Here is an 11901-nt window from a genome sequence, read left to right as displayed (position 1 = left end):
TCACCAGACCCTTTCATGCAGCACGGCATCAAACACCAAGTCCGTCGAGACCAATTCGCAATGCTCCAGTCGCGTCTGTGCAGCAAGGATCCGGTCCCACGGATCCCGGTGCTCCCAGTCGAATGCAGCCGCAAGTTCCGCATGCAAGTCACTGATGGCAAGGGTCTGGAAGCCGCTGGAGGTGATAGCGGCGCGCAATTCCTGCGGCTTGAGATCGAGCTTTTTCAGCCGCATCTTGTTGTCGAGTTCGTAGAAGGAGACGGCACTGACCAACACGGCATTGTTCTTGTCCTCTATCAATGAGCGCGCTCGCGGCGAAAGACGTGGACTGCCGATCGTCCACCAATAGACGGCATGACTATCGAGAAGGAGCTTCACGAGCGCTTGTCCATACCGACTGCTTCACCGCGGAAGATCCCGACGTCGTCACTCCAGTCGCCGGCATCAATTGCTGCCTGCTCAGGATCATGCTCGTCGAACAGATCGTCCGGAAGACCTCGCTTGGCCAGAAGCCCGAACGGTCTCTTGCCTGCGGGATCAGCCGGACCAATGCGGGCATAGATCTCATTGCCGCGCATGATAACAATCTCTTCGCCCTGGTTGGCGCGCTCAAGAACCTCGGCGAAGTTCTTGCGGGCCTCGCTGATCTTGTAGTGTGTCTGGGGCATTGTTTGTTCCGATTTTGCGCTCTGACGACACTCTACCACTGGAGCCGAAAATGTACAACGGATATGTACGTATGACCCCCGATAAGGTTTTTTGAATGCTATCGTCTGAGGTCTTCGACTTTGAGTTCTTTCCATATCCACCCGAATTCACAGGTCACCATTGGATCGTTATGGTTTGACCCGGCCGACGATCGCATTTCGAGATATTTGAGCCATTCGGCGACTTTCTGACGACCGGCTCTGGTGCGGGCGGCAGCACGGGGTGAGACGGCATCGTCAACTTAATGGAAAATGGAATTCGATGTGCGATGACAGGCCATGACAGACCGTGATCCGCTCTCTTGCCGCCATCGCTTTCCCGCTGAAGTACTTGCCCACGCCGTGTGGCTCTATTTCCGTTTCCCTCTGAGCCTGCGAATGGTCCAGGACTTGCTGGCTGCCCGTGGGATCGTTGTCTCGCACCAGACTGTTCGGCTGTGGGCGGAGAAATTCGGCCGCACCTTTGCTAACGAGATCCATCGTCGATCATCCGGTCGACTTGGGGACAAGTGGCATCTCGATGAAGCCATTGTTTCAATCCGTGGCAAGAAGCATTGGCTGTGGCGCGCAGTTGATCAGGACGGTTTCGTCTTGGAGGTGCTCGTGCAAAGCCGCCGAAATGCAAAGGCCCCCAAGCGCCTGATGCGCAAGCTCTTGAAGGGTCAGGGACGGTCACCGCGTGTGAAGATCACCGACAAGCTGCGGTCCTGCGGCGTAGCAAAGCGTGAGATCATGCCGGGTGGATAGCATCGCTCCCACAAAGGATTGAATAATCGGGCGGCGAATTCTCACCAACCAGTCCGGCGGCGAGAGCGGATCATGAAGCGCTTCAAGTCACAGCGACATCTACAACGCTTCGTCTCCATCCATGACCCGATTGCCAACCTGTTCCACATCCCGCGCCACGACATCTCCTCCGACCACCATCGCGAATTGCGCACGGCGGCGATGAGCTTGTGGGCGAAAATTGCCTGAGCATGAGACTTAACGGCGAATGGCATCTTTCGCTGGCCTTTCCTCCGTTAAGTTCACGATGCCGCCCGACCGCTTCGATCGGCTTACGCTCTCATCCGTGAGTTATGCCTTGGTGTAAATCAGAGGTATTTCAGTGGTTGCCTTTATCTCCTCCATGACGAAACTGGCTGAAACGTCATTCATGTCTACTTTGTTGATCAGTCGTTGATAGACGAGGTCGTATGCCGCAACGTCTGGAACTCGCGCCTGCAGGACGTAGTCAACATCCCCCGAGGTTCTGTACGCGCCGATGATCTCGGGCAGTGACGCCACCGCCAGTCGAAAGTCCCGGGCCCAGTCGGTGGAGTGCTTGGCGGCCCTGACTTGAATGAAAGCCATCAGACCCGCGTCGAGCTTCTTCGGGTCCAGCAATGCAACGCGCCTGAGAATAACCCCTGCACTCTCCAGTAGCTGGACTCGCCTCCAGCAGGCGTTGCGAGACAGCGACACCTTTGCCGACAAGATGTCGAGGCTGATTGCTGTGTCACGCTGCAGCTCTCTGAGAATCGCAATGTCATAACTATCGAGCGTGTACATTGATATCTGTGATCCTTGCTATATTGGGAGAATATCCCATCTACTGTATTCATGGCACAAAAGAATCTCACATTTAATCGATTTTGTCGTCTGTATTCGGATTTTGTTTGGTCGCAGTGTCTTAGGATTGTCTTCATTGACAATTCAAGGTGGAATTGAGACGAGAGCATGTGTCGATTTGCAGCTTATTCTGGGCCAGGAAGACCAATTTCCTATCTGGCGATCGATGCTCCTCAGGCCATACAGCGACAATCCTGTGCTGCTTTTGAAGGCAAGACGCGTGTTAATGGTGATGGGTTCGGCCTCGGTTGGTACGATCTGCAGCGAAATGCTTTTCTATTCCGCGATACCAACCCCGCTTGGGCGGACGAGAATTTCGAGGCGATTTCCCGATCCATTGTTGCGCCTCTTTATTTTGTTCATTGCCGGGCTGCGACGGGAACGGAAACGGCGAGAAGCAACTGCCATCCTTTCCGGCACGGAACATTTCTCTTCATGCATAACGGGCAGATTGGCGGTTATGGGCGGGTGCGCCGGTCCGTCGAGTCTCTGATCACCGACGAGCTGTACGGTGCCCGCAGGGGGACCTCCGATTCGGAGGCAGTTTTCCTGGCAGCAGTCAGTCGCATCGATAAGCTGGGCATTCCCGGCGCGATTGCGTCGGTCTTGCTCGATATTTTGACCTTCCAACGTAGAAGCAATGTGCGTTCGCCAATCCGCTTCAGTGCTGTGCTGGCCGACGGTGAAACCCTCTGGGCCTTTCGCTGGGCATCGGATTGTCGCCCCCCCAGTCTCTATACCCGTTCCGACAACGGTGAGGTTGTGGTTGCCTCAGAGCCGATCGATCAAGAGCGGTTAGGTTGGACGCCGGTCCCTGCCGGAAGCCTCACACTGATCAGCAAAGGCAGGATCATTCAGCAGCAAGTTTTCGATCCATCCCTAGATGCGGGCGCCCCAAATCCTGTCGATTGCGGCCAGGTGCTGGCTGGTTGAGATGCGCTCCCGAGACCTAGCAGGAGGCGCCGAGAAACGGCGTGGAGATCCACATCGTGTGAACAATCACGGCTAGCTTTCGGGCGACAGCGACCTGGGGCTCCGGGGGCATTTCGCCGCTTGTTAGTCCATGAACATTGCGGCTCTTCCGCTTCGCCGTTGTGCGTGATTGTAGTACTCCGACGCCTGCTGAACGGATCGATGCCGTGATTGCTCCATGGCCTCTGGGAGCGGAATACCGCGATTGGCGGCTTCGGTGAGATAACCGGAGCGCAGGCCATGGGCGGAAAACTCTGCCGGGTCCAGCCCTGCCATCTCGACGCGCTGCTTGAGAATGTCGCTGATCGCCTTCGGATCAAGAGCCCGCTTCGAAACATTGCCCCACCGATCGATTGCCCGGAAAACGCTGCCGTTTTCGATCCTGGCAAGCGCGAGCCAGGCATTCAGCGCCTCGACGGGCCGACCGGTGAGGTAGACGACCTCATCATTGTCCGCGCCGCTGGTCTTTGTGCGTCCCAGGTGAATGGACAGCGAGGGCAGGGGAGGGGCGCCGTCAAGGTGGATAGGCGCTTCCGTAGCCAGCTGCTCCTTCCGCAACCCCGCAACTTCGCTGCGACGCCGGCCGCCTGAGGCGAAAGCGACCATCAGGATCGCCTTGTCTCTGACATCACGCAGATTGTCGGTTCGGCATGTGCCAATCAGCTTCGACAGGATATCGCCTGTCACCGCTTTGGCGCTCTTGCGTCGTTTGGGGCGTGGCGCTGCGCGCACTGCAAGCCGGATGGCGGACTTCAGGGCAGGGGAGGAAAACGCACCAACATGCCCACGCCATTTCGTCAGCGTGGACCAGGTGGCGAGCCGCCGGCGCACGGTATCGGGTGCATGCGGTCCGACCGTCCGCAGAAATCCCTGGATCCGGAGCTTGTCGTCGACATCTGCCGGCATCCCGTGTTCCGGATCCGTCAGACGCTTCTCTGCGTCCCACAGGTGGTGCGCGACGAATTTGAGAAGGAGCGCTTCGGGTGCTGGCCAGGGAAGCGAGCGGCCTGTCGCCGCCAGCGACCAAGCCTGCAGGTAAGCAAGATCGGAGGTCAGCGCGCGCAGCGTGTTGGCACCCATGCCCTCGTTGACGAGATGGCGGAGGGTCTCGATGTCCTGATCGGTCAGCAGTTCCGCCAGCTCATCCCGTCGGTCCATGGGTAGAACGGCGGCAATTGTGTCGAGTGTCGCTACACGGGCCGCGAGCTCAGCAGGGCGATCAATGCTCATGCTCAGGGGGGCCAAACACCGCCACACCTTCTGCACGGGCAGCTTCCGCCAGTCGACGGTCGAGCGTGGCGAGAGGGAGCTGTTCGAGAAGTGCTAGAGCGAGGTAGGCGGCGTCGTAGGCGCTGAGACGGTATTTCCGGGACAAGCGCACCACCTCCGTGTCGTCGCCGGCGCCACCCAGTTGCAATGGTAGGCCGCGAAACCGCGCCAGGGCCGAATGAACAAAATCAGCCGAGATCCGCTCACGCTTCTCGGCGCTCAGGAGTATGCTGCGAATCTCATGGCGAAGCAGATCAGGCGCTACCGCGTCTTCCTCCGTGTCGGTGGCTGTTGAGAACCGCGCATATTTGGTGCCGAGACGGGATTACGGCGAATCTGGACGCGGCGGACAGGGCCCTGAGATTATTGCAAAGGTTTTGATGGGGGAGATGAGCGCGGGATGTGGCGTCAGGAGCCCGGAGGGCGACTGAGGCACATCCCGCGCTGCGTCCGTCAATGATAGACTGGCGGAGCGCCGCAAACAGACATCGACCAAAGCTACCAGGCCAATTCGATGTCCAATCCCTCAGGCATCTGTGAGATGACGTGGCTGTCATCACGCAGGACTGCCGACTGGTTCACGGTGAGCGTCATTATAATGGTATTGGCGCATTCCGTCGAGCTTCTCCGATCAATCCCGACGGCGCTTCGAAAGGTGCGCCGCCGCGATGCAAACTGCTCGTTTCTTCCTCTGCGGGCGGTGTCGCGCGCAGGTTCTGCTTTGCCGCCATTGCGATCGGGGTCAGCGCTATTGCGGTTCTGCCTGCGCCCATGCGGCGCGCCGTGACAGCCTGCGGGCAGCCGGACGGCGCTACCAGAGCACCCGGCCGGGGCGCTTTGCCCATGCCGATCGCTCCCGCCGATATCGGCAGGCTCGCAAAAACGTGACGCATCACTCTCCACCCGTCGTTCCAGAGGGTTCACGACTGAAGGCGTCCACAAACGGCGGCATCGTTGCACCGGGCGATGGCACCGCTGGCGTGGTGTCATCGATCGAGCCGTGGTGCCGGCGCTGCGGCAGCTCTGTGCCGCTGTTCTTTCGCCGCGGCTTCGTGCGTCGCCGGGGGACACACGTGCGTCCATTCGACCATGGAGATCGAACCGATGACCATATCTGCCGAGAAGGAAGCGATGATCCTGCGCCTGTACCACGTTGAGAAGTGGCGCTGCGGCACGATCGCCAAGCAATTGCATTGCCATCACACCACCGTCTTCAGGGTCCTGAAGGACGCGGGCTTGCCTCGACACAGGCCGGTGATCCGCCCCGCCGAGATCGACCTGTACCTGCCGTTTATCCAGCAGACGCTGACCAAATATCCTGACCTGACGTCCAGCCGCCTTTACGGGATGGTGCAGGAGCGCGGCTATAAGGGATCGCCCGACCACTTCCGGCACATGGTGGCGCTGCACCGACCACGGAAGGCGGCGGAAGCTTATCTACGACTACGCACCCTGCCGGGTGAGCAGGGCCAGGTCGACTGGGGTCATTTTGGCCACATCGAGATCGGCAGGGCCCGCCGCCCGCTGATGGCCTTCGTCATGGTGCTATCCTACTCGCGCGACATCTATCTGCGCTTCTTCCTTGATGCCCGCATGGAAAACTTCCTGCGCGGCCATGTCGGCGCATTCAACGACTGGAACAGCCTTCCCAGAGTGCTGCTCTACGACAATCTGAAGTCCGCCGTCCTTGAACGGCAGGGCGATGCCATCCGCTTCCATCCGACATTGTTGGCCTTCGCGGCTCATTATCGCTTCGAACCCCGTCCTGTCGCGGTAGTGTCGTTTGGCAGTTAACCGCAATAATGCGGGCATTTGAAATTCGTTAGGCATTTAATCTGAGAATTTCGTCAAATCCCGTCGCAAGTTTGTTGCTAGTTTCAAGCTAACCTGGTTTGCCTGAGCTAGCTGCTAAACCATAGAATAGAAAAGATAATATTGATTTCTGGTTACGTCGCAGCGATCCAAAAATCATAGATTCTGTAATACATATCGTGCGCGGCTGAATCTCACGTTAAGTGGCAATATCCGCGCTATATTCTCAAATTAACTGCCGCGTCTCAAATTAGGTGCTGCGCTATCTGATTGAAAATGTTGAGGGGAGATTCTTGCGATTAACTGTAAAGCGACACCTGCGGCGGATCACAAATTGGTAGGGCGGTTCGTTGAACGTCGCCTTGAAAGCTCTCGAGAAATGAAAGCGGGTCATCCCGGCGATGGAGGCAAGGTCGTCGAGGCCAATATCTGAAGCAAGATGCGACTCGATATAATCCAGAACAAGCCTGCACTGGACTTGGTTCAACTGTCCCGCTGTCGCAATTTGCAGGGTCTGTTCTGCTTGAAGCCTTACCATTTCAAGCGCGGCGGTCAGACCGACCGCTTCGGCGTAGACCTTAGCAGCCGGTCGTTTGATATCCGCCATCAGCCTCCCGAGCTTGCGCATCGTAGCACCGAGCTCGCGGTCCTGGAAGTAAACATGGGGACGCGGCTCGAGGCTGTTAAACTCGATCTGCAGTTCCTCTTCCATGGTCGCCGGATCGAAACAGACGACCGTAAATGCGTTTATGCGCTCGGCGGGCCGGGCCCAGCCTTTGATGGTGTGTCCCAAGGGGACATACGTCATCTTGTCGCGCAAATCGCCGCCGGCGATAGGACGTTCACCCAGGATCTGCATCTCACCATCTTCCAGGATAAGATCATGATAGGCGAGATAATGGCTCTGGCCATCCCACAAGAATTCATACTCGACCGGAAGCTGGAGGCGGGAGTACTGGACAGACACGCCACGCCAACTTCGCGCCGTATGGATTTCAGCGCGTGGATCGGCGTCTGGGAAGGTTAGTTTCAGCTCATCGCAATGGTCCATGGATCATCCATACGGTTCCAGGATTGCAGGAACCTTGCCGCGCTCACTTTACGCGCGAGCAAACATAGTCATTTGTCAAGAAAACACAAAAAAGAGCACATAATCGATATGCTCATTATTACTTTTACATATTCTAAAGTGTTCTGTCCGAAAATTAGGTCATCAAGACGAGTCTTGCCGAGCATCGGTCGGGGGAAACGAGCCGCTGCTGATTTCTGACGGATGGAGATTGGAATGCTGGGGTTAGGTGGCTCGGATGCCAAGGCCGTGCTAAGTGCTGTGAGCAGGTCGCAGGCGATCATTGAATTCAAAATGGACGGGACCATCCTGACCGCCAACGAAAACTTCCTGAAGGCGCTGGGCTACCAGCTGCAGGAAATCGTCGGGCAGCACCATCGGATGTTTGTCGACCCGGCTGAAGTCAATTCGACGGAGTACCGTGAGTTCTGGGCCAGGTTAGGGCGCGGGGAGTTTGATCGCAGACAGTACAAGCGGATCAAAAAAAGTGGCGAGGAGATCTGGATCGAAGCCTCCTACAATTCGGTGTTTCGAGGTGGTAAGCTCTATAAGGTTGTCAAGTTTGCAACCGACATCACCGCGCAGAAGCTAAAGGCCTCAGAAGATGCCGGCAAACTGGATGCGATCGCGCGCGCCCAGGCAGTCATCGAGTTTACGCCAGACGGCGAAATCCTGACGGCCAACGGAAATTTCCTCAGGACGCTCGGCTACGCTCTGGACGAGATCAAGGGTCGGCATCACTCGATGTTCTGCGAGCCGGACTACGTCCAGAGCACGGCTTACGTACAATTCTGGAAAAAGCTCGCTTCTGGGGAATTCGTGGCAGACGAATTCTTGCGGCTTGGAAAGGGTGGCAAAAAAGTCCACATCCAAGCCTCCTATAACCCGATCTTCGACATGAACGGCAAGGTCTTCAAGGTCGTCAAGTTTGCAACCGATGTGTCGGAACGCGTTGCCAATGTGGATTGTCTGGCAAGTGCGCTTCAGGCGATGTCGGAAGGCGACTTGACCCAGGATATCTCGCAGCCTTTCCTGCCTGTCCTGGAACGGTTGCGGGTTGATTATAACGCGACGGGCCGAAAGCTACGCAGCACTCTGCAGACGATCCTCGAAAATGCCGGTGCGATCGCGGCCGCATCTCAGCAGATCCAAACCGCGTCGAATGACCTGGCAAAGCGCACCGAGCAGCAAGCCGCCTCTGTCGAAGAGACTGCCGCCGCCCTGGAGGAGATCACGACAACGGTGGCGGACTCCAGCCACCGCGCTCAAGAAGCCGGTTCGTTAGTACGTCGCACCAAAGAAAGTGCGGAATACTCCGGCAACGTGGTTGGACAAGCCGTTGTTGCTATGGGAAAAATCGAACAATCATCTGGAGAGATCGTCAGCATCATCGGCGTCATCGATGAGATTGCCTTCCAGACCAACCTGCTGGCGCTGAATGCAGGCGTCGAGGCGGCGCGCGCGGGAGAGGCCGGTAAGGGCTTTGCTGTGGTCGCACAAGAGGTCCGTGAGTTGGCACAGCGGTCAGCCAAGGCCGCAAAGGAAATCAAGGCACTGATCAGTACATCCAATGATCATGTGAAGAATGGTGTCACACTCGTTGGTGATACCGGAAAGGCGTTGCAGGAGATTGTCGGTCAGGTTCTCCAGGTCGACCAGAATGTTGGCGCCATTGTTGAATCGTCACGGGAACAGGCGACTGGGCTGAAGGAGATCAACATTGCGGTGAATACAATGGATCAGGGCACGCAGCAGAACGCCGCAATGGTCGAAGAGACATCAGCCGCCGCCCATAGCCTTGCGAGAGAAGCCGAGAGGCTGTTCGAACTCATTGGCCAGTTCAATATTGGCACTGCCGTTCCCGGCCGGCACAACGCAGCAGCAACCGGTCCGGCCATTGTTCGTCCGGTGGTCTCCTCGTCACGACCGGCAACCAAACGCATTGCGCCAGCCTTCCACGGTAACGCTGCCCTCAAGGGAGAGAGCTGGGAAGAGTTCTGACGATAAAGGGACCTGGTGTTCGTTTTCTCGAACGCAGGTCATCGATAGCATAGGTTTGAAGACTAAACGCATGATGGTTGAGACAAGCAAGCGGCACGCGGAAGGAGCCAGGCATGACAGTGATCAAATTCCCCGACCGGCCCGTTGTGCATCCGATCCAATCGGCACAAGAGCCTGGGGAGGCAGTCCTTGAAGCACATCATGCGCTGCAAGATTATTGCAAGAACCTGAGTGGCCTTATCAATCGGCTGCATGGGCAGCTCGAACAGGTGATCGAAATCCATAGGAAAAATCTGTCCGAACCGGAATAACGGATTACCGTTCAAAGTCGCTCTCGGATGATTTATCGAAACCCGGCAGCCGACCAGCTGAACCGCGCCAAGTTTTCCGGAGGCGATCTTTCCTTAAGCCTTTCGGCGATCGCCTGTTGCTGGTTCGCTTCTCAGTCCATGAGTCTTGCTGCTCTACCGCTGCGCCTAGTTGCACTGTTGTAGTATTCCGATGCCTGCTGGACGGATCGATGGCGTGACTGCTCCATGGCCTCAGGCAGGGGAATGCCGCGATTGGCTGCTTCGGTGAGATAACCGGAGCGCAGGCCGTGGGCGGAAAACTCCGCCGGGTCCAGCCCTGCCATGGCGGCGCGCTGCTTGACGATGTCGTTGATCGCTTTTGGATCCAGAGCACGTTGTGAGACATTTCCCCAGCGATCAATGGCGCGAAACACACTGCCGCTGTCGATCCTGGCAAGCTTTAGCCAGGCATCCAGCGCATCGACGGGCCGGCCAGTGAGGTAGACGATCTCGTCGGCGTCGGCGCCGCTGGTCTTGGTGCGACCGAGATGGATGGACAGCGAGGGCAGGGGAGCTGATCCTTCAACAGGGATCGGCGCTTCCATGACCAACTGCTCCTTACGCAGCCCCGCCACTTCGCTGCGGCGCCTCCCACCGGAGGCAAAGGCAACCATGAGGATCGCCTTGTCCCTGACATCGCGCAGGCTGCCGGTCCGGCAGGTGCCAATCAGCTTCGACAGGACATCGCCTGTCACGGCCTTGGCGCTCTTGCGCCGCTTCGGGCGTGGCGTTGCACGCACCGCCAGCCGGATGGCCGACTTGAGGGCAGTGGAGGTGAAGGCACCCTGCAGTCCGCGCCATTTGGTCAGCGTCGACCAGGTTGCCAGACGTCGGCGCACGGTGTCGGGTGCATGGGGGCCTGAAGAACGGAGAAACCCTTGGAGGCGAAGCTTGTCCTCGACCTCGGCCGGCATGCCATGATCCGGATCCGTCAGACGCTTTTCCGGATCCCAGAGGTGATGAGCGACAAACTTCAGCAGCAGCGCTTCCGGCGCGGGCCAGGGGAGTGACCGTCCTGATGCCGCCAGCGACCAGGCCTGCAGGTAGGCGAGATCGGAGGTGAGCGCGCGCAGTGTATTTGCGCCCATGCCTTCGTTGACGAGATGACGGAGCGTCTCGACATCCTGGTCCGTCAGGAGCTCAGCCAATTCGTCACGGCGTTCCATTGGGAGTACGGCAGCGATGGTATCGAGTTCTTCCACACGTCGCGTAACCACATCGTCGGTCGATTTGGATGTTAGTTGCTTTCGCGTCATCGTATTCCGTCACTTTCAGGAGCACATTTGAAAAAGTTCCGGAAAGCCCGTATATTCCGGAAAAAAGGAGATTTGCCATGACGTCGACTGTGACAGCAGCTGCGGTTTCGAAGAACTTTGGTGCCTACCAGGATGCGGCCGTGCGAGAGCCAGTGATCATCACCAAGAACGGCCGGCCGCGCACGGTGCTCATGGCCTACGAGGATTACCTTCGTCTCGCCAAGCGGGACCGTCGGGTCGATCTGACGGCTGCGATCAGTGACGACGAACTTGCCGCGATCGAGGCTTCGACAATGGAGCCGGGCCTGGATCATCTCAATGCCGAACTGCTGATGGACAAGAATGCTGCCGATTGAACCCAAGGTCGGCTGGATTTTCCGCTATTCCTATCTCTGGCATTGGCAGTATCTGGACGGACGAGAGGAGGGGGACAAGGATCGCCCGGCTCTCGTGCTGGCCATTGTTGCGACGCTTCAGGACGGGACACCTGCAGTACGTGTTCTGCCGATCACGCATTCCCCACCGTCCGATCCCAGCGACGCAGTCGAAATCCCGCCGGCTACCAAACGCCGCCTGGGTCTCGATGACGAGCGATCCTGGATCGTGTTGACCGAAAGCAATCGTTTCGTCTGGCCGGGGCCCGATGTTCGCCCTGTTGACAGCGAGAGCGGATATCACGGGCCGCTGCCTCCGGCGCTCTTCGAAGAGGTGAAACGTCGGTTCGTTGAGCTCGCCAGAAGCCAGCGTCACAAGGCGACCATTCGCAGCGACTGAGCTGTTCTTCATCCTTTTGTTCGCCCTCGAGTTCTGCGCGTCCAGCAGTGATCTTCACAGTGATTTGCCACGACTTTAGG

13 protein-coding genes and 1 pseudogene are annotated in these 11901 nt (G+C 57.8%); 7 read left to right on the top strand and 7 right to left on the bottom strand.

Going from position 1 to position 11901, the window contains the following annotated elements:
* Together OU993_RS18975 and OU993_RS18970 are read right to left on the bottom strand one after the other, a co-directional pair.
* A complete protein-coding gene (locus OU993_RS18975) occupies positions 1-378 on the bottom strand; it encodes a type II toxin-antitoxin system VapC family toxin (RefSeq protein ID WP_268160150.1) in 378 nt (125 codons plus the stop codon).
* On the bottom strand, positions 375-668 hold the full coding sequence (locus tag OU993_RS18970) for a type II toxin-antitoxin system Phd/YefM family antitoxin (RefSeq protein ID WP_268160148.1): 294 nt from the start codon (positions 666-668) through the stop codon (positions 375-377). The genes OU993_RS18975 and OU993_RS18970 overlap by 4 nt, the downstream gene beginning before the upstream one ends.
* A 318-nt stretch (positions 669-986) precedes the next feature.
* Here OU993_RS18970 and OU993_RS18965 point away from each other — a divergent pair.
* Positions 987-1682 (top strand): annotated as a pseudogene (locus tag OU993_RS18965) (IS6 family transposase).
* Between the two features lie 102 nt (positions 1683-1784).
* Here the strand turns inward: OU993_RS18965 and OU993_RS18960 are convergent.
* The gene (locus tag OU993_RS18960) at positions 1785-2258 is read right to left on the bottom strand and encodes an Lrp/AsnC family transcriptional regulator (protein WP_268160146.1); all 474 of its coding nucleotides are present in this window, start codon (positions 2256-2258) and stop codon (positions 1785-1787) included.
* Between the two features lie 168 nt (positions 2259-2426).
* On the opposite strand from OU993_RS18960, the gene OU993_RS18955 reads away from it, so the two are divergent.
* Positions 2427-3251 carry a class II glutamine amidotransferase gene (locus OU993_RS18955; protein WP_268160144.1) on the top strand — a complete coding sequence of 275 codons (825 nt, stop codon included), beginning with the start codon at positions 2427-2429 and terminating at the stop codon, positions 3249-3251.
* 123 nt (positions 3252-3374) lie between these two features.
* Here the strand turns inward: OU993_RS18955 and OU993_RS18950 are convergent, their stop codons facing one another.
* Both OU993_RS18950 and OU993_RS18945 read right to left on the bottom strand, forming a co-directional pair.
* Positions 3375-4520 carry a site-specific integrase gene (locus OU993_RS18950; RefSeq protein WP_268160142.1) on the bottom strand — a complete coding sequence of 382 codons (1146 nt, stop codon included), beginning with the start codon at positions 4518-4520 and terminating at the stop codon, positions 3375-3377.
* The gene (locus OU993_RS18945; protein WP_442793015.1) at positions 4510-4782 is read right to left on the bottom strand and encodes a PIN domain-containing protein; all 273 of its coding nucleotides are present in this window, start codon (positions 4780-4782) and stop codon (positions 4510-4512) included. The genes OU993_RS18950 and OU993_RS18945 overlap by 11 nt, the downstream gene beginning before the upstream one ends.
* An 881-nt stretch (positions 4783-5663) precedes the next feature.
* Here OU993_RS18945 and OU993_RS18940 point away from each other — a divergent pair.
* Positions 5664-6353: a helix-turn-helix domain-containing protein gene (locus OU993_RS18940; protein WP_268160140.1), complete on the top strand. Its 690-nt coding sequence runs from the start codon at positions 5664-5666 to the stop codon at positions 6351-6353.
* A gap of 280 nt (positions 6354-6633) precedes the next feature.
* On the opposite strand, the gene OU993_RS18935 is transcribed toward OU993_RS18940, so the two are convergent.
* Positions 6634-7422, bottom strand: coding sequence for a helix-turn-helix domain-containing protein (locus tag OU993_RS18935; RefSeq protein WP_268160138.1), 789 nt, complete (start codon positions 7420-7422; stop codon positions 6634-6636).
* Between the two features lie 234 nt (positions 7423-7656).
* Between OU993_RS18935 and OU993_RS18930 the strand changes: the two genes are divergently transcribed.
* Both OU993_RS18930 and OU993_RS18925 read left to right on the top strand, forming a co-directional pair.
* Positions 7657-9441, top strand: a complete 1785-nt coding sequence (locus OU993_RS18930; protein ID WP_268160136.1) for a methyl-accepting chemotaxis protein — start codon at positions 7657-7659, stop codon at positions 9439-9441.
* A 113-nt stretch (positions 9442-9554) separates the two neighbouring features.
* Positions 9555-9752, top strand: coding sequence for a hypothetical protein (locus OU993_RS18925; protein ID WP_268160134.1), 198 nt, complete (start codon positions 9555-9557; stop codon positions 9750-9752).
* A 131-nt stretch (positions 9753-9883) separates the two neighbouring features.
* Here the strand turns inward: OU993_RS18925 and OU993_RS18920 are convergent, their stop codons facing one another.
* Positions 9884-11047: a site-specific integrase gene (locus tag OU993_RS18920; protein WP_268160132.1), complete on the bottom strand. Its 1164-nt coding sequence runs from the start codon at positions 11045-11047 to the stop codon at positions 9884-9886.
* Positions 11048-11124: 77 nt separating this feature from the next.
* Between OU993_RS18920 and OU993_RS18915 the strand changes: the two genes are divergently transcribed.
* Positions 11125-11403, top strand: a complete 279-nt coding sequence (locus tag OU993_RS18915) for a type II toxin-antitoxin system Phd/YefM family antitoxin (protein WP_268160130.1) — start codon at positions 11125-11127, stop codon at positions 11401-11403.
* On the top strand, positions 11390-11821 hold the full coding sequence (locus tag OU993_RS18910; protein ID WP_268160128.1) for a plasmid maintenance toxin (PemK-like): 432 nt from the start codon (positions 11390-11392) through the stop codon (positions 11819-11821). The genes OU993_RS18915 and OU993_RS18910 overlap by 14 nt, the downstream gene beginning before the upstream one ends.
* Positions 11822-11901: the final 80 nt, after the last annotated feature.

Origin of the sequence: Rhizobium sp. SL86, assembly GCF_026672545.1 — a bacterium.
In the GTDB taxonomy this organism is placed as follows: domain Bacteria; phylum Pseudomonadota; class Alphaproteobacteria; order Rhizobiales; family Rhizobiaceae; genus Neorhizobium.
The sequence above is the reverse complement of the archived record's forward strand: the minus strand, read 5'-3'. Positions and strand labels throughout refer to the sequence as shown.